The sequence below is a fragment of the Rhodococcus sp. D-6 genome, from assembly GCF_040256695.1.
In the GTDB taxonomy this organism is placed as follows: Bacteria; Actinomycetota; Actinomycetes; order Mycobacteriales; family Mycobacteriaceae; genus Rhodococcus; species Rhodococcus pyridinivorans.
The window spans coordinates 1,252,602-1,269,204 of record NZ_CP132970.1 but is presented as its reverse complement, the minus strand read 5'-3'; the positions used below and the strand labels follow the sequence as shown (position 1 = coordinate 1,269,204).

Sequence of the window (16,603 nt, the reverse complement as noted above, 5' to 3'; positions counted from 1 at the left end):
GGTACCGTTCGGATCGGCGGTCCACAGCGGTCCGTCTCGGAAAGATCGACCGGAACGGAGTCCACTGGGGTGTACGTGGTGGTGATGGGGTGCGGTCGGGTCGGTTCGGCGGTGGCCACCGCACTCGTCCGGCTCGGCCACGAGGTCGCGGTCATCGACCGCGATGAGAGCGCGTTCGGACGACTCGGCCCGGACTTCCCCGGGCGCACCGTGCTCGGCATGGGCTTCGACCGCGACGTCCTGATCTCTGCCGGCATCGAACACGCCGACGCCTTCGCGGCGGTCTCGTCCGGCGACAACTCGAACATCATCTCGACGCGCGTGGCCCGCGAGACCTTCGGCGTCGAACGCGTCGTCGCGAGAATCTACGACGCCAAGCGGGCCGCCGCGTACGAGCGGCTCGGCATCCCCACCGTGGCGACTGTGCCGTGGACCACCGACCGTTTCCTGCATGCGCTCACACACGACAGCGAGACCGCCCGCTGGCGCGATCCCACCGGATCCGTCGCCATCGCCGAGGTGAACGTGCACGAGGGGTGGGTCGGACGACGCGTCACCGACCTCGAGGATGCCACGGGTTCGCGCGTCGCGTTCCTGATCCGGTTCGGCACCGGGTTGCTGCCCGACCGCAGGACGGTGCTGCAGGCCGACGACTCCGTCTATATCGCGGCCGTGTCCGGTTCGGTCTCGGAGGCGATCACACACGCCGAGAACCCGCCGGTCGACGAGAACTGACCCGTCCACCCGAGAGGAAGCCCACATGAAGGTGGCGATCGCCGGCGCCGGAGCGGTGGGGCGCTCGATAGCGCGGGAACTGCTGCGCAACGCCCACGAGGTGATGCTCATCGAGCGCAAACTCGACCACGTAGAACCCGAGTCCGTGCCGGACGCGACGTGGGTACACGCCGATGCCTGCGAACTCAGCTCGCTCGAATCCACCGGACTCGAGCAGTACGACGTCGTGATCGCGGCGACGGGCGACGACAAGGCCAACCTGGTCCTCAGCCTGCTCGCGACCACCGAGTTCGGTGTTCCACGGGTCGTAGCCCGCGTCAACGATCCGCGCAACGAGTGGCTGTTCGACGAATCGTGGGGTGTGGACGTCGCGGTGTCCACACCGCGCATGCTCGCGGCGCTGGTCGAGGAAGCCGTCACCGTGGGCGATCTGGTGCGGCTGATGACGCTGCGCAAGGGCGCGAACCTGGTGGAGGTCACCCTGCGCGACACCACCGCCCTCGCCGGGAAACCGGTCCGGAAACTGGAACTGCCGCGCGATACGGCACTCGTGGCGATCCTGCGCGGCGGGCGGGTGATCGTCCCTCAGCCGGACGATCCGCTCGAGGGCGGGGACGAACTGCTGTTCGTCACGGCGGAGGACGTCGAGGACGATCTCCGGCAGGCGGTGAACCGCTAGTCGCGGAGTCTGTGCCGACTAGTTGCAGAGCCGGTGCCGACTGGTCGCGGAGCCGGTGCCGGCTAGTCGCGGAGCCGGTGCCGACCGGGGAGCCGAGGCTGCCCGTCGTGCGTGCCGTGCTCGTCGCGGGGCTTGTTCGACAGCCCGTCGTCCGTCGCCGGATCGTCGGCCGGCGCGTCACCGACCGTCTCCGAGGGCGCGGGTTCGACGATGCGGTCGGCACGCCGGACCGCCCAGAGGGTCACGAGCAGGGCAAGAGCAGTAAGCGGCCAGCCCATGCCGATCCGGGCCACCGCGAGCCAGCCGGTGCGGTCCTCGTCGTAGAGGTGGTTCTGCACGAGATAGCGACCGAGGAAGACCAGGGTCCACGCGAGGGTCGCGACGTCGTAGGCGCGCACCGCGGTGGTATGCGAACGCCACCGCGATCCCTGGCCGTTGAGCATCCCCCAGATCACGCCCACGAGCGGTCTGCGGACGAGCACGGACAACAGGAATGCGCCCCCGTAGACCAGGCTCGCGTAGATCCCGAAGAGGAAGTATCCCTTCGCGTCGCCGGTGCGATGAGCGATGAAGGCACACAGGGCGACTCCGAAGAAGCCCGAGATCGCGGGCTGGATCGGGGTGCGCTGGATCAGGCGCCACACGAGCACCGCGAGGGCGACGCCCAGCGCGGACCAGATGGCGACGGTGAGGCCCCACAGGCTGTTGACGGGGACGAACACCAGCACCGGCAGCGTCGAATAGACCAACCCGCTGATCCCACCGAGTTGTTCGAGCATCGTCTGCTGGTTGGTGTCGCTCACTCCTACGAGCCTGCCACATCCGGCACAGGGGTACGACCCTGCGTGCACCAGGGGCACCACTCCGCGCGCACAGAGGTCAGGCGGGCTCGCGCAGCTCGTAGTAGGGGTTGTAGATCACCTTGCGTCCGTCGCGTTCGCCGACACGACCGCGGACCATCAACGTACGCCCGGGCTCGATCCCCGGAATGCGCCGACGACCGATCCACACGAGCTGGATCGAGTCGGTCCCGTCGAAGAACTCCGCCTCGACGACGGCGGCAGCGGCACGCGAACACGACTCGACACTGCGAAGACGTCCGTACATGGTCACTTCCTGACCGCGGGCGCATTCGACGACGGGTAGGGCGCCCGTGGAGTGCGAGGATTCGGCCATCTGCTCGGCATCGAGTTCTTCGATGTCCTCGGTGAGCCGCCGTGTGAGCCGACGCAGGTAGCCGGCCGGGGAAGCCATAACACGCTCCTGTACGGAAGGGGCACGGATCTCGCGCCACCGGACTCTTCTTCGCCCGCCACTGTAGACCCATTCTCGCCGGATACAAGTTGCACGGTGCACACGCGCGTGCAGCCGTCGGTCGTCCTGCTGTGCGGGCAGGTGAGCGCGGTCTCCGGGGTTCGATGGTGCAGGATCGTCCGCATGTCCCACAGCGAATCCCCGGTCCCCCCGACCGCCGGCACCGCGGTCGTGCTTCCCGGCACGGGTTCGGACGCATGCTTCGCCGAGAAGGCGTTCGGCGCCGAACTCCGACGGCGGAGCATCATCCCGATCGCCGTCGATCCGGATCCGCGCGGTGTGGTGGCGAGCTATCTCACCGCGCTCGACGAGGCGGCCGAGAACGGGCCGATCCTCGTCGGAGGGGTCTCGATCGGTGCAGCCGTCGCGTTGAGGTGGGCATACGACAATCCGGACCGGGTCGTCGGCGTCCTCGCTGCCCTACCTGCATGGACCGGCGATCCGCGGGAGGCGCCGGCCGCCGCGAGCGCGCGGTGGACGGCCTCCGAACTGCGCGCCCACGGGCTCGATACGGTCACCGCTGCGATGACGGCGTCGAGTCCGCCCTGGCTCGCCCGGGAATTGACGCGTTCGTGGAGCGCCCAGTGGCCCGATCTCCCGTCCGCGCTGGACGAGGCCGCACACTACCGGGCACTCGACGTCGACGAACTGCGTGCCGTGACCGTGCCGGTCGGTATCGCCGCCGCGGTGGACGACGCGGTTCATCCGCTCGCAGTGGGGCGGCAATGGTCGCGGGAGATCCCTCACGCGGAACTCGCGACGGTGACACTCGAACAGGTCGGGGACGACCCCTCCGTGCTCGGGAGGTTGTGCCTCGCCGCGCTCGACAGGATCGTCCCCGTCCCGAACCGATGATCGGTACCGGCCTCAGAAACCGAGTTGCTGCATCGCCGAACCGGATTCGCCGCGGCGCGGCGGCGTCTGCCGGGCGGGCGGGACCTGCTGCGTCTGCTGGGCGGGCTGTTCCGGCGGGGCCGTCCGCGGAGCGGGCTGCGCCGGAGCTGCGCCCTGTTGCTGCTGCGCGGCGGCCTGCTGTTGCTGCTCCTGCGCCGCGACGAGCTGGCGGGTGAGTGCCTCGGGCAACACGATCGGCAGCGGTGTACGGACCGGATGGGGTTCGGATCCGCGACGGACGACGGTGCCGGAGATCACCGACCGTGCGATCCCGACGAGTTCGGAGTCGGCTCCGGCGTTCCCCGAGGGCGCCGCGACGACGCAGCGGATCATCCAGCGGAAGCCGTCGACACCGATGAACCGGAGATCCGCGTTCGCGGTCCTGCCGTGCAGTTCGCGACCCCACGGCCCCGATTCGATGCTGACCTCGGCCTTGTCGTTGCGCAGCGTCTCCGCGAGCTCGGCGGCGACCTCACGCCACTGTCCCGGCGACTTCGGTGCGGCGTACGCGGAGACCGTGATGCGCCCGAACTGGGTCACGAGATGGACGTTCTGCGGCGTCCCGTTCGGAGCCATCTCGACCTGGATCTGACCACCGGCCGGCAGCGGTACGAGCACGGATCCGAGGTCGAGACGGGAGGCGGTCACCGTCTCCTCGTCGACCTCGTCGATGTCGTACGGGCCGGAATCGGCCGCACTTCCGGTGGCGTACTCGTCGTACTCCTCGTCGGCGGGCTCGTCGTACGCGCCGAGGTCGCCGGCGGAAGCGGCGTCGGTCGCCTCGATGTTCGACCCGCGGTCCTTGCGGCGTCGTCCGAACATGTCAGGAACCCTCCTTCACGAGGCCGGCGTGCCCGCCGCTCGATCCGTATCCGCCGCTGCCCCGCGCCGTGTCGTCGAGCTCGTCCACTTCGACGAATTCGACGAGTTCGACACGCTGGACGAGCAGCTGCGCGATGCGGTCGCCTCGGCGGAGTTCGACGGCGCGCTCGGTGTCGTGGTTGATCAGACACACCTTGATCTCTCCACGGTAGCCCGCGTCGACCGTCCCGGGAGCGTTCACGACGGACAGACCGAACTTGGCGGCGAGGCCCGAACGCGGGTGGATCAGGCCGACCGTGCCCACGGGCAGCGCGACGGCGATGCCGGTGCCGACGAGCGCCCGCTCCCCCGGGCCGAGGGTCACGTCGACCGACGTGCACAGGTCCACACCGGCGTCACCGGGGTGGGCACGAGTGGGCACGGGGAGCTCCGGATCGAGCCGGCGCAGCGGTATCGGGGGAAGATCGGTCACGTCGTCCGAGACTACTCGCGTGCCGGGTCGCTCCGCCGAGGCGACTATCCTTACGGTGTGTCCCGTTCCTCGCGCACCTCACCGACTACACCTCCGACGGCCGACGCTCCGACCTTCTCGGAGCGGATGTGGGTGCCGTGGTGGTGGTGGCCGATCGGGCTCGGTGTGGCCGCCCTGCTCGCGGCCGAGCTGCACATGGGTGCCCCGGGGATGTACGCGTGGCTTCCCTACGTCCTTCTGCTCCCGGTCCCGATCTGGGTCCTGACCTGGCTCTCACGCAGCCGGGTCGAGGTGGTCGACGGCGAACTCGTCGTCGGTCGCGCACATCTGCCCGTCGACGTGATCTCGCGGGGTGTGGTGGTTCCGGCGTCGGCCAAGAGCGCCGCGATGGGCCGCCAGCTCGATCCAGCGGCGTTCGTCCAGCACCGTCCCTGGGTGCGGACCATGGCGCTCGTCGTGCTCGACGACCCGGAGGATCCGACACCCTACTGGCTGGTGAGCACGCGGCGGCCTGCCGAACTGCTCGCGGCGCTGGGTTGCGACGAGTCGGGCCGCAAGGACGATCCGACCCGCAAGTAGGCTGTTCGAACGGGCACCGGGTCCCCGGATACGACAGGGCCCGGATACGACACGGCCCCGGATGCCGGGAACAGCAGAGGCTGCCGCGGCGCCGGGGCACGCAGGAGAGAGACGCGGGTGACCACGGCGCATCGTCGTCACCCGGCCTCGTTTCGCACCTATGTCCTCACGCTGCCCTATGTCCTCACGCTGCGCAGTCCCGGCAGATCATGACACCGTTCTCCTCGCTCGCGAGTCTGCTCCGGTGATGCACCAGGAAACAGCTCGAACAGGTGAATTCGTCGGCCTGCTTCGGGACGACACGCACCGACAGCTCTTCGCCGGACAGATCCGCCCCGGGCAGCTCGAAGGACTCGGCGGTGTCCGATTCGTCGACGTCCACCACAGCGGACTGGGCCTCGTTGCGCCGGGCCTTCAGTTCCTCGAGTGAATCCTCCGACACATCGTCGCTGTCGGTCCGCCGGGGTGCGTCGTAGTCAGTCGCCATTTCCTCTTACCTTCTAGTACTCGTACCGGTAGCCGGCCGGGACACGGACGGTGCTCCCGGCCAGGGCAACGCACGGCCGTCCGTTGGAGTTCCCGACGGGTGTGCCATTGCTGTGGCATACCCGAATTGACTCTGTTTTCGCGCCGCACCGCCCATTCTTGGACGGTTCGGCCGCCGAACAATAGCCGACCTCACGCACGAATATGCAATCGATGCGTGGAAACGCCGGGAATTGTCTGGCAATCGTCATCAACAACACAACGACTCGTGACATTTCCTCGGCTCGGCGGTTCCACCGACCACGTCCGCGACCTCTACAGTGAGTGCGACGAACACGGCATGACACGAGAGGCAGGGCCGCGTGGTTTCCCTGATCACCGAAGGAAGCGCAACCGATGACCGCGGCCGCCCGTTCCGTCGGCGCCGGGTGGTCCCGGCCGCCGTGGCGGGTGCCGTCCTCGCCGCAGGCACGATCGTCGTGTGGTCCTCCGTGTTCACCTCGTCCGAGCCCGTCACGACCACCGTGGCGTGCAACGCTCCCCCGACCGAGGCCACCGACCCCGAAGGCCCGCAACCGGCTCCGCTCGGCGAGGTCGTGGACCGGTCGACGCTGCTCGAGGTCGAACCCGCTCCCCTGACGGCCACCCGGGTGCGCGTCTACAACGCCAACGGCGAACGCGGCCAGGCCACGCACGTGGCCGCTCAGCTGAGCGATTACGGTTTCTCGAGCCCGCCCGACGTGCAGGCCGGCAACGATCCGGTCTACGTCGACCAGAACATGCAGTGCCAGGGGCAGATCCGCTTCGGCGAGGCCGGGCGCGCTGCTGCGTCCTCGGTGTGGTTGCTCGCCCCGTGCGCCGAGTTGGTGCAGGACACACGCGAGGACGACACCGTCGACCTCGCGCTGGGAACCTACTTCCGGGACATCTCCCCCGGGCCGGATGCCGAAGAGGTCCTGCGGGCACTACGCGAGGTCCCGGCGGGCGAGGAGACGGCTCCGCTCGACCTCGATCTACTCACGGCCGCACGCAATGCCCGGTGCTGAATCTCTTTTCACAGACCGTGCATCCTGTTTTTCGTCACTGTTGCGGTAAAAGGTGACGAACCACAATTCATGATGTGACGAAACGGTCAATTCGGAATTGCGTCGAGCGCTCCGATTTCGGCGAGCAGAGTTTCGAAATCGGCCGCGATCCCCGGCGCGGCCGCGACCGTGAGTTCCCCGTCGTCCCCGGTGCCGCTCGGGACACGCACCACCGCACCGGCTTCCGCAGCGACGAGCGCCCCCGCCGCCCAGTCCCAGGGACCGAGTCCGTGTTCGTAGTGGGCGTCGACCCTGCCGGCCGCGACCATGCACAGGTCCAGGGCGGCCGCTCCGACACGCCGGATGTCGCGCACCCTCGGTAGCAGCGCCGCCACCAGCTCACCCTGACGTGCGCGTCGTGCCGGCGAGTACGAGAAGCCGGTCGCCACGAGCGCCAGTCGCGGATCCGTCACGGGATTGCATCGCAACGGCACCCGCGTGCCGTCGACGTCCAGATGGGCACCGAGACCCTCTGCCGCCGAGAACGTCTCCCCCGAGGCGATGTCGACGACGGCACCGGCCACCGAGCGTCCGTCGACCCGCGCGGCCACCGAGACCGCCGAGGCGGGGAGTCCGTAGACGAAGTTGACGGTGCCGTCGATGGGATCGACCACCCAGACGACTCCGCTCGCGGCAGTCGCCGTCCCGCCGTCGGCCCCGGTCTCCTCGCCGAGGAAGGCGTCGCCCGGCCGCAGTTCCGTGAGCCGACGCCGGATGAGTTCCTCACTCTCGGTGTCGGCGGCGGTGACGGGATCGGTCACCGTCGATTTCGTCCCCACACTGGCGGCCTCCCCCGAGCCCGGAGGACCGAACAGCTCGACCCGGCGTACACGGACGTAGGACGCGGCCTCACGGGCGACGGTCACCGCCACATCCCTCAGCGCGGACAACTCGGATTCGGGGATTGTTCTCTGTGCGTGCACGAACCGATCCGAACACAGTGCCGACGGTTTCGCCACCGACCCCGCACCCGGTGACACCGGGCACTATCGTTTCCACGAGCGGAGCAGCCGGCCCCACCCAGCGAGAGGAAGTACGCAATGGCACAGGACGTCCCCACGGACCGAGCGACTCCCGTCAACCACGGATTCGGAGTCGACATCGGGGGAAGTGGCGTCAAGGGTGCCGTGGTGGATCTCGACACGGGCCGCTTGGTCGGCGACCGCATCAAGATCCTCACTCCGCAACCGTCCACTCCCGAGGCCGTGGCGAAGACGGTGGCGCAGATCGTCGAACAAGCCGACTGGACGGGTCCCGTCGGCGTGACCCTGCCGAGCGTGGTCACCGGAGGTGTCGCCCGCACCGCCGCCAACATCGACAAGTCGTGGATCGGGACCGACGCCGGATCCCTCTTCTCGCGGGTGCTCGGCGGCCGGGACGTCTCGGTGCTCAACGACGCCGACGCCGCGGGAATCGCCGAGGACCGCTTCGGTGCCGCCAAGGACACCGACGGCGTGGTGATCCTCCTGACCTTCGGCACCGGGATCGGTTCGGCCGTGTTGCACAACGGTGTACTGCTGCCCAACACCGAGTTCGGGCACATGGAGGTCGACGGCAAGGAGGCCGAGCACCGCGCCGCCTCGTCGGTCAAGGAGCGCAACGACCTGTCGTACAAGCAGTGGGCCAAGGAGGTCTCGCGCGTCCTCGCCCGCTTCGAGGATCTGCTCTGGCCCGACCTGTTCATCGCGGGCGGCGGCATCAGCCGCAAGCACGAGAAGTGGATCCCGCTCCTGACCAACCGCACCCCGGTGGTCCCCGCCGAACTGCGCAACGCGGCGGGAATCGTAGGGGCTGCTTATGCTGCGAAAACAGGTGTCACTCCCTGAGTCCGGCGCATCGGCCGCCCGAGGGATCGTTACAATGGTCCCCAGCAGGCCGGAACCGGCCCTCATCCCGACAGACCTCTCCGCCGGAATCACTCTGGCGCGACGCCGCACTACCTCGTCACGAAAGGGCGTACGTGGCAGCCACCGACATCCACACCGCTGATTCCGCCAACGAATCGGCACCCGTTGCGGACGCTTCGAGCGTCGCAGGCGCTGCGGACTCCGCGGAGGGCACCGCTCCCGGTGCCAAGCCGCCGGCGAAGAAGACCGCTGCGAAGAAGGCCCCCGCGAAGAAGGCGGCCGCCAGGAAGGCTCCTGCGAAGAAGGCAGCCGCCAAGAAGACCACCGCGAAGAAGGCAGCAAAGAAGGCCACGAAGGCTGCGGGTTCGGGCGACGAGGACTTCGACGCCACCGAGGAAGCGGACCTCGCAGACCTCGAGGTCTCGGAGGGTGATCTCGCCGGCGCCGAGGATGTGGTGGTCGAGGACGACGAGCCCAGCGAGAAGGACAAGGCCTCGGGCGACTTCGTCTGGGACGAGGAGGAGTCCGAGGCGCTGCGTCAGGCACGCAAGGACGCCGAGCTCACCGCCTCGGCCGACTCCGTGCGCGCCTACCTCAAGCAGATCGGCAAGGTTGCCCTCCTCAACGCCGAGGAGGAAGTCGAGCTCGCCAAGCGCATCGAGGCCGGTCTGTACGCGACCCACATGCTGCAGCAGCTGGCGGCGAAGGGCGAGAAGCTCCCCGTCGCGCAGCGCCGCGATCTGAACTGGATCTGCCGCGACGGCAACCGGGCCAAGAACCACCTGCTCGAGGCGAACCTCCGTCTCGTCGTCTCGCTCGCCAAGCGCTACACCGGCCGCGGCATGGCGTTCCTGGACCTGATCCAGGAAGGCAACCTCGGTCTGATCCGCGCGGTCGAGAAGTTCGACTACACCAAGGGTTACAAGTTCTCCACCTACGCGACCTGGTGGATCCGTCAGGCCATCACCCGTGCCATGGCCGACCAGGCCCGCACCATCCGTATCCCGGTGCACATGGTCGAGGTCATCAACAAGCTCGGTCGTATCCAGCGCGAGTTGCTCCAGGATCTGGGCCGCGAGCCCACGCCCGAGGAGCTCGCCAAGGAAATGGACATCACGCCGGAGAAGGTGCTGGAGATCCAGCAGTACGCGCGTGAGCCCATCTCCCTCGACCAGACGATCGGCGACGAGGGCGACAGCCAGCTCGGCGACTTCATCGAGGACTCCGAGGCCGTCGTGGCCGTCGACGCCGTCTCCTTCACCCTGCTGCAGGATCAGCTGCAGTCGGTGCTCGAGACCCTGTCCGAGCGTGAAGCGGGCGTCGTGCGTCTGCGCTTCGGCCTCACCGACGGCCAGCCGCGTACCCTCGACGAGATCGGTCAGGTCTACGGCGTGACGCGCGAGCGCATCCGTCAGATCGAGTCGAAGACCATGTCGAAGCTGCGCCACCCGTCGCGGTCGCAGGTGCTGCGCGACTACCTCGACTGACATCCGTCACGAAGAACGAGGGCCATCCGATCGGGCGGCCCTCGTTCTTCGTTCCGGACCCCGAGGTCAGCAGAAGAAGGCCGCTGGAGAAGGGGCCGCTAGAGAAGCTCCGGTTCGTCTCCGGGAAGGCGCTGTCGCTCGTCACCTCCGGGGAGTCGTGTGGATGCGAACCGCATCACCGGTTCGACGACCCGCGCGGCCACCGGACCGAGCACGGCGGTGATCATCACGTATGCCGAAGCGATCGCCGCGAGGCGACTGTCGACGTGTCCGGAGGCGACGGCCAGCCCGGCGATCACGATGGAGAACTCTCCCCGGGCGATGAGTGCCGCGCCGGCGCGCGCCCGGCCCATCACGGCGATACCGTGACGGGCCGCCGCGATCCATCCGGTGACGAGCTTCGTCAGCGCGGTCAGCACGGCCAGCAGGATCGCCCAGCCGAGCACCGGCGGTATCGCCGTCGGATCGGTGTTCAGCCCGAAGAAGACGAAGAAGATGGCGGCGAACAGGTCGCGGAGCGGTTCGAGGACCCGGACCGCGTTGTGTGCCGTCGAACCGGAGATGGCGATGCCCAGCAGGAAGGCGCCCACGGCCGCGGACACCTGCAGGGCCGACGCGATCCCCGCCACCAGTAGCGCTGCGCCGAGTAGCTTGAGCAACAGCGTTTCCCGATCGGGGCTGTCGAGCACGACCGAGACGTAGCGCCCGTATCGCACTACCAGCACCAACACCACGGTGACGAGACCGAGTGAGATCGCGACGGCTTCGAGGCCGCCGAGCAGACTCACGCCCGCCAGGATCGCAGTGAGGATCGGGAGGTAGACGGCCATCGCGAGATCCTCGAAGACGAGGATCGACAGGACGACCGGTGTCTCGCGGTTGCCGAGGCGCCCCAGATCGGCGAGGACCTTCGCCACGATCCCGGACGACGAGATGTAGGTGACACCCGCAAGCACGAAGGCGCCGATGGGTCCGAGACCCAGGATCAGCGCGATGGCGGCTCCCGGCACCGCGTTCAGGGCGAGGTCGAGCAGGCCTGCCATCCGGGAGCGTCGCAGGCCGCTGATCAACTCGTTCGCGGTGTACTCGAGACCGAGCAGCAACAGCAGCAGGACCACGCCGATCTCGCTGGCGATGTGACTGAACGCCCCGATATCGCCGAACTGGATGAAGCCACCATTGCCGAAGCACAGGCCGCCGATCAGATAGAACGGGATCGGCGACATGCCGATCCGCGCCGCGAGCCGTCCGAGGACGCCGAGTCCGAAGAACACCGCACCCAGTTCGATGAGTGCGAGTGTCGTCGTGTCCATTCTGCGGGATCAGCCGTTGCGCAGGATCCTGGCTGCCGCGTCGAGACCGTCGGCCGTTCCGACCGTCACCAAAATGTCCCCACCCGTGAGAACGAAGTCGGGTGTCGGGGACGGCATGACCTGACCGGCACGCATCACGGCCACGACGGACACACCGGTGCGGGTGCGCAACGCGGTGTCGCCCAGTACCGCTCCGTCGAACCGCGAATCCTCGTGGATGTGGAGCTGGCGGGTGAGGATTCCGGGCAGGTCGCGGTGGTCCTCACGCAACTGGGCGACGAGCTGTGGGGCACCGAGCAGATTGCTGAGCGTCGCCGCCTCCTCGACGGTGAGAGGCAGGGAGGCCGCACACGCGTCGGGGTCGCCCGCCTTCGAGATGATGAGGTCGCTGTGACCGTCCCGATGGGTGATCACCCCGATGCGGCGCCCGGAGGCCAGTTCGAAGTCCTTGCGTACACCGATCCCGGGAAGCGGCGTCACGTCGACGATCATGGTCGAAAGACTAGTCCTCCGGACCGACGGCATCCGCTCGCTCCCGGTCCAGGGGCGGGAACCGACCGTCCGGTCCCGGCAGGTAGGGCGTCACCTCCACAACGACGTCGACGGGCAGGGGCCCGTAGAGGTGCGGAAAGCGCATCGACTCCGGGTCCTCCGGTACGCCGGGTTCGAAACGGAGCGGGTCGACGAGGCGCGTCGGGTCGACGCGCAGCAGGAGGAGGTCCGTGCGGCCTGCGTACAACCGGTCGGCGGGCAGGTGCACCTGGTGCGGGGTCGACAGGTGGACGAAACCCTGGGTCCCGAGGGAGTCCGGCACGACCGCCCCGAGGGGTCGGAAGTGGTCCCAGTCGTCGCGGGAGATGATGTGCAGCAGGGTCTCGGTCATGGCGTCATTGTGCGTCGGACAGCCCGACCGGGGCGTTTCCGGCCCCCTCGGGCTCTGCGCTGTGAGCGAACACACCGTGCGGAAAACGGCCATGTCGAAGCATTTTCGCTGTTCGATGCGTGAAACACGCCACCATTGGGCATCCAGGGGAACAACACGTGAATACGAATCGTCTGTCAGAGTAGATCCACCGCGCCGGCCGGTGCGGCGGACCAGACCCCGGCACCCGATATGAGCGGTGGCCAGTTTGGAGGAGTCATGCCCGGTACGTTGACCAGCCCGAAATTGACCGCTGCAGATCGCTGCGATCGGTGCAATGCCGCCGCTCGTGTCCGCGCCGTCCTTCCGACCGGCGGAGAACTGTTGTTCTGCGGGCACCACGCGAACGAGCACACCGACCGCCTCCGTGAACTCGGAGCGACGATCGTGAGCGAGTCCGACGCCACCGTGTGATCCGCCGTCCGGAACCACGGTTCCGAGACCCGACCGAACGGGCGACCACCTCGAGGTGGTCGCCCGTTCTCGTCGTCACCAACTGCGCAGGATCGCGATCCGGTCGCGCAGTTGCTCGGCGGTCGCCATCGCCGTCGGCGGACCACCGCACTGGCGACGCAGTTCGCCGTGGATCACCCCGTGCGGCTTCCTGGTCCGGTGGTGCACGACCGCGACGAGCGAGTTGAGTTCGCGACGGAGCTGGGCGAGGGTGTCGGCGGTCTCGACACGCTCGGTCACCTGGGGCGGCGGCGTGGGTGCCGGTTCGGCCTTCGGCTTGTTCAGCTGCTGTTCCTGACGCTGACGCAGCAGCGCCCGCATCTGTTCCGCGTCGAGCAGACCCGGGAGCCCCAGATAATCGGCCTCCTCGTCGGAACCCGCGAATGTCGCGGTGCCGAACGAGGATCCGTCGTAGATGACCTGATCGAGCTCGGCGTCCGCCCCGAGCGAGTGGTAGGCCTTCTCGTCCTCGCCGGGCTCGTCCTTGCGCCGGTTCGCGTCGGCGAGCAGCTCGTCGTCGAAGCCCTCCTTGACCCGGTGCGGCTTGCCGAGGACGTGGTCGCGCTGGGCCTCGAGCTGGCTGGCGAGCTCGAGCAGCACCGGCACGGACGGCAGGAAGACACTGGCCGTCTCCCCCTTGCGGCGCGAGCGCACGAAGCGGCCGATGGCCTGCGCGAAGAACAACGGGGTCGAGGCGCTGGTCGCGTACACACCCACCGCCAGTCGCGGGACGTCGACGCCCTCGGACACCATGCGCACGGCGACCATCCACCTCTGGTTGCCCTCGCTGAACTGCGAGATGCGGTCGGAGGCGGTGGGATCGTCCGAGAGCACGACGGTCGGCATCTCGCCGGTGATCGACTCGAGGATCTTCGCGTACGCACGCGCGGTGGTCTGGTCGGTGGCGATGACGAGCCCACCGGCGTCCGGCATGCCGCCGGCACGCAGCTGCTGCAGACGGGTGTTCGCCGCCCCCAGCACCGCAGGAATCCAGTCGCCTTGGGGGTCGAGGGCCGTCCGCCACGCCCGGGCCGTCTGCTCGGCGCTGAGAGGCTCTCCCAGTCGCGCGGTGAACTCCTCCCCCGCACTCGTGCGCCAGCGCGCCTCGCCCGAGTACGCGAGGAATACGACGGGGCGCACGACGCCGTCGGCGAGTGCGTCGGCGTAGCCGTAGGCGTGGTCGGCCTTGGACTGCAGCAGACCGTCCTCGTTCGGTTCGTAGCTCACGAACGGGATCGCACTGTCGTCGCTGCGGAAGGGCGTACCGGTCAGTGCCAGACGGCGGGTCGCGTCCCCGAACGCCTCGAGAATGCCCTCACCCCAGCTCTTCGCGTCGCCACCGTGGTGGATCTCGTCGAGGATCACCAGGGTGCGGCGCGCCTCCGTGCGCACACGGTGCTTGAACGGGTGCGAGGCGATCTGCGCGTAGGTGACCACGACGCCCTGGTAGTCGCTCGATGTCTGCCCGGTGGAGTTCGTGAAGTTCGAGTCGAGCGCGATGCCGATGCGGGCCGCGGCACCCGCCCACTGGTGCTTGAGGTGCTCCGTGGGGGCGACCACCGTGATCTGGTCGACCGTCCGGTCGCGCAGCAGCTCCGACGCCACCCGGAGGGCGAAGGTCGTCTTACCGGCGCCGGGGGTCGCGACGGCGAGGAAGTCGCGCGGCTTCGTCGCGAGGTACTTGGTGAGGGCGCGGCGCTGCCAGGCACGTAGCTGGGCCACAGGGGCGGAGGTCGTAGCTTGTCCGACGGTTTCGGTGCTCACCGGTTTCTCGTGCTCCTTGTCCGCTTCGCTCGGGTCGGTGCCACCGCACTCGTCCGGGCGCCGACCGTCATGCAGCCTATCGTCTCGGAGCCCGCGAACCCGCCGAAGCCGCGGCGTCGGCGGGTTCTCCGAGGACTGCGTGGCAGAATTCGAGAGGCCCTCACCTGCCTGTGCGCGCACGCGAGCGTGTCTTCAGGAATTCTGGAAGTAGATGAACGACACACCACGATCCCCCGCACAGGCACCCTCCGGCCGCGTTCGCCGCGCGGTCGGAAAGGGCTGGAAGGTCGTGACGCACACCCTGTCGTCGGCCTGGGACCACTCGATCTTCAGCAAGGCGGCGACCGCGGCCTTCTGGCAGACCCTCTCACTGCCGCCCCTGTTGCTCGGTCTGCTCGGCAGTCTCGGTTACGTCGGTGGCTGGTTCGGTCCCGACACGGTGGAGATCATCACGTCGAAGACCGTCACCTTCCTCCGCTCGGTCTTCAGCGACAGCGTGGTCGACCAGATCATCGAGCCCACGGTCGAGGACGTCCTCCGTCGGGGTCGCGCCGACGTGATGTCGTTGGGCTTCGTGTTGTCGCTGTGGGCAGGATCGTCGGCGATCTCGACGTTCGTGGATTCGATCGTCGAAGCGCACCACCAGCAGGACCATCGCCACCCGGTGTGGCAGCGGATCTTCGGGCTGCTCCTCTACGTGATCTTCCTGATCCTGGCGGTGTTCACGATGCCGCTCGTCGCGCTCGGACCCACTCTGATCGGCCGGTTGCTGCCCGACGCCTGGTTCGATGTCGGCTCACGGATCATCGACACCTTCTACTTCCCCGCGGTGGGTCTGCTCCTACTGATCGGTCTGACGACCCTGTACAAGGTGGCGCTGCCGAAGTCACTGCCGTGGCACCGACTGCTCGGTGGCGCGGTGCTGGCCGGAGTGTTCTTCCTCGCGTCGAGCGTGATCCTGCGGTGGTACCTGACGTGGGTCGCGGCCACGGGCTACACCTACGGTGCGCTCGCCGCCCCGATCGCGTTCCTGTTGTTCACGTTCTTCCTGGGGTTCGCCGTGGTCCTCGGAGCGGAGTTCAACGCCACGGTGCAACAGTTCTGGCCGGCGCGCGCCACGCGTCTGGAGCAGTGGCGGATCTGGCTCGCGGAGCAGTCGGCCCGTGATCCGTCGCCCGACAGCGGACCGGTGACGAACCTCACCCGCCGGTTGACGAGCTCCACGACCATCCGGCTCTCGGACCTGATCCGGCCCGGGGATCGCCAACCCGAGTCGTGGCCGATCGACGGAAAACCCGTCGAGTCGGATGCGGCGCCGGACGATCGGCCTGCCCCCCACGACGACAAGGCCGGGGGATCCGAAGTTCCCCCGGCCCAGACCGAACTGTTGACGGTGGAGGCAGTATCACCGTCTTCGCCGGCAGCAAGACCGTCGCCGGAATCACCCGACGCCGCGACGGACGACGAGGTATTCCACCAGGTGTCTCAGTCGCCCTTGCGCAAACCGTCGTAGACTTTCTTGCATTCGGGGCACACCGGCGAGCCGGGCTTCGGCGACCGGGTCACCGGAAAGACCTCACCGCACAGCGCGACCACATGGGTACCCATGACCGCACTCTCGGCGATCTTGTTCTTCTTCACGTAGTGGAAGAACTTCGGGGTGTCGTCGTCGGTCGTTTCGTCGGTGGTGGTATCCGGCCGTTCCTTGATATCCGTGCTCACGTGTCCATGATGCCGCACGGAAGGGCCGG

Annotated in this window: 20 protein-coding genes; 9 read left to right on the top strand and 11 right to left on the bottom strand. The window is 68.3% G+C overall.

The window, feature by feature from the left end; translation table 11 throughout:
• Nucleotides 1-69: 69 nt before the first annotated feature.
• Complete coding sequence (locus RBB84_RS06025; protein ID WP_006551354.1) at nt 70-735, top strand: TrkA family potassium uptake protein; 666 nt, start codon at nt 70-72, stop codon at nt 733-735.
• A 25-nt stretch (nt 736-760) separates the two neighbouring features.
• Nucleotides 761-1,414 (top strand): TrkA family potassium uptake protein, encoded by a 654-nt coding sequence (locus tag RBB84_RS06020; RefSeq protein ID WP_016694461.1) that lies wholly within the window; start codon nt 761-763, stop codon nt 1,412-1,414.
• 62 nt (nt 1,415-1,476) lie between these two features.
• On the opposite strand, the gene RBB84_RS06015 is transcribed toward RBB84_RS06020, so the two are convergent.
• Nucleotides 1,477-2,217 (bottom strand): DUF3159 domain-containing protein, encoded by a 741-nt coding sequence (locus RBB84_RS06015; protein ID WP_006551352.1) that lies wholly within the window; start codon nt 2,215-2,217, stop codon nt 1,477-1,479.
• 76 nt (nt 2,218-2,293) lie between these two features.
• Complete coding sequence (locus tag RBB84_RS06010) at nt 2,294-2,668, bottom strand: OB-fold nucleic acid binding domain-containing protein (protein WP_006551351.1); 375 nt, start codon at nt 2,666-2,668, stop codon at nt 2,294-2,296.
• Between the two features lie 183 nt (nt 2,669-2,851).
• Between RBB84_RS06010 and RBB84_RS06005 the strand changes: the two genes are divergently transcribed.
• Nucleotides 2,852-3,583 (top strand): alpha/beta hydrolase, encoded by a 732-nt coding sequence (locus tag RBB84_RS06005; RefSeq protein WP_063714178.1) that lies wholly within the window; start codon nt 2,852-2,854, stop codon nt 3,581-3,583.
• A 12-nt stretch (nt 3,584-3,595) separates the two neighbouring features.
• Here the strand turns inward: RBB84_RS06005 and RBB84_RS06000 are convergent, their stop codons facing one another.
• Nucleotides 3,596-4,444 (bottom strand): DUF3710 domain-containing protein, encoded by an 849-nt coding sequence (locus RBB84_RS06000; RefSeq protein WP_064256223.1) that lies wholly within the window; start codon nt 4,442-4,444, stop codon nt 3,596-3,598.
• A gap of 1 nt (nt 4,445) precedes the next feature.
• Nucleotides 4,446-4,916: a dUTP diphosphatase gene (dut, locus tag RBB84_RS05995; RefSeq protein WP_064256224.1), complete on the bottom strand. Its 471-nt coding sequence runs from the start codon at nt 4,914-4,916 to the stop codon at nt 4,446-4,448.
• A 126-nt stretch (nt 4,917-5,042) separates the two neighbouring features.
• On the opposite strand from dut, the gene RBB84_RS05990 reads away from it, so the two are divergent.
• Nucleotides 5,043-5,495 carry a DUF3093 domain-containing protein gene (locus tag RBB84_RS05990; RefSeq protein ID WP_006551347.1) on the top strand — a complete coding sequence of 151 codons (453 nt, stop codon included), beginning with the start codon at nt 5,043-5,045 and terminating at the stop codon, nt 5,493-5,495.
• 184 nt (nt 5,496-5,679) lie between these two features.
• Here the strand turns inward: RBB84_RS05990 and RBB84_RS05985 are convergent, their stop codons facing one another.
• Nucleotides 5,680-5,982, bottom strand: coding sequence for a DUF4193 domain-containing protein (locus RBB84_RS05985; RefSeq protein WP_006551346.1), 303 nt, complete (start codon nt 5,980-5,982; stop codon nt 5,680-5,682).
• Nucleotides 5,983-6,343: 361 nt separating this feature from the next.
• Between RBB84_RS05985 and cei the strand changes: the two genes are divergently transcribed.
• On the top strand, nt 6,344-7,027 hold the full coding sequence (cei, locus tag RBB84_RS05980) for an envelope integrity protein Cei (RefSeq protein WP_024100723.1): 684 nt from the start codon (nt 6,344-6,346) through the stop codon (nt 7,025-7,027).
• A gap of 86 nt (nt 7,028-7,113) precedes the next feature.
• On the opposite strand, the gene RBB84_RS05975 is transcribed toward cei, so the two are convergent.
• A complete protein-coding gene (locus tag RBB84_RS05975) occupies nt 7,114-8,007 on the bottom strand; it encodes an inositol monophosphatase family protein (protein ID WP_051121554.1) in 894 nt (297 codons plus the stop codon).
• A 99-nt stretch (nt 8,008-8,106) separates the two neighbouring features.
• Between RBB84_RS05975 and ppgK the strand changes: the two genes are divergently transcribed.
• Together ppgK and RBB84_RS05965 are read left to right on the top strand one after the other, a co-directional pair.
• Nucleotides 8,107-8,892: a polyphosphate--glucose phosphotransferase gene (gene ppgK, locus RBB84_RS05970; protein ID WP_064256225.1), complete on the top strand. Its 786-nt coding sequence runs from the start codon at nt 8,107-8,109 to the stop codon at nt 8,890-8,892.
• 134 nt (nt 8,893-9,026) lie between these two features.
• Nucleotides 9,027-10,400 (top strand): RNA polymerase sigma factor, encoded by a 1,374-nt coding sequence (locus RBB84_RS05965; RefSeq protein ID WP_019289209.1) that lies wholly within the window; start codon nt 9,027-9,029, stop codon nt 10,398-10,400.
• 98 nt (nt 10,401-10,498) lie between these two features.
• On the opposite strand, the gene RBB84_RS05960 is transcribed toward RBB84_RS05965, so the two are convergent.
• From RBB84_RS05960 to RBB84_RS05950, 3 genes are read right to left on the bottom strand one after another with little or no spacing between them, the layout of a single operon-like run.
• Nucleotides 10,499-11,713 carry a cation:proton antiporter gene (locus RBB84_RS05960; protein WP_064256226.1) on the bottom strand — a complete coding sequence of 405 codons (1,215 nt, stop codon included), beginning with the start codon at nt 11,711-11,713 and terminating at the stop codon, nt 10,499-10,501.
• Nucleotides 11,714-11,722: 9 nt separating this feature from the next.
• Complete coding sequence (locus tag RBB84_RS05955) at nt 11,723-12,205, bottom strand: TrkA C-terminal domain-containing protein (protein ID WP_006551340.1); 483 nt, start codon at nt 12,203-12,205, stop codon at nt 11,723-11,725.
• A 10-nt stretch (nt 12,206-12,215) separates the two neighbouring features.
• Nucleotides 12,216-12,596, bottom strand: a complete 381-nt coding sequence (locus RBB84_RS05950; protein ID WP_006551339.1) for a DUF952 domain-containing protein — start codon at nt 12,594-12,596, stop codon at nt 12,216-12,218.
• A gap of 258 nt (nt 12,597-12,854) precedes the next feature.
• Here RBB84_RS05950 and RBB84_RS05945 point away from each other — a divergent pair, with 258 nt between their 5' ends.
• Nucleotides 12,855-13,049 (top strand): hypothetical protein, encoded by a 195-nt coding sequence (locus tag RBB84_RS05945; protein WP_006551338.1) that lies wholly within the window; start codon nt 12,855-12,857, stop codon nt 13,047-13,049.
• 75 nt (nt 13,050-13,124) lie between these two features.
• On the opposite strand, the gene RBB84_RS05940 is transcribed toward RBB84_RS05945, so the two are convergent.
• Nucleotides 13,125-14,852 carry a DEAD/DEAH box helicase gene (locus tag RBB84_RS05940; RefSeq protein ID WP_024100707.1) on the bottom strand — a complete coding sequence of 576 codons (1,728 nt, stop codon included), beginning with the start codon at nt 14,850-14,852 and terminating at the stop codon, nt 13,125-13,127.
• A gap of 211 nt (nt 14,853-15,063) precedes the next feature.
• On the opposite strand from RBB84_RS05940, the gene RBB84_RS05935 reads away from it, so the two are divergent.
• Nucleotides 15,064-16,365, top strand: coding sequence for a YihY/virulence factor BrkB family protein (locus tag RBB84_RS05935; RefSeq protein ID WP_064256227.1), 1,302 nt, complete (start codon nt 15,064-15,066; stop codon nt 16,363-16,365).
• On the opposite strand, the gene RBB84_RS05930 is transcribed toward RBB84_RS05935, so the two are convergent.
• The gene (locus tag RBB84_RS05930; RefSeq protein WP_006551335.1) at nt 16,338-16,574 is read right to left on the bottom strand and encodes a DUF3039 domain-containing protein; all 237 of its coding nucleotides are present in this window, start codon (nt 16,572-16,574) and stop codon (nt 16,338-16,340) included. The genes RBB84_RS05935 and RBB84_RS05930 overlap by 28 nt on opposite strands.
• Between the last annotated feature and the right edge of the window lie 29 nt (nt 16,575-16,603).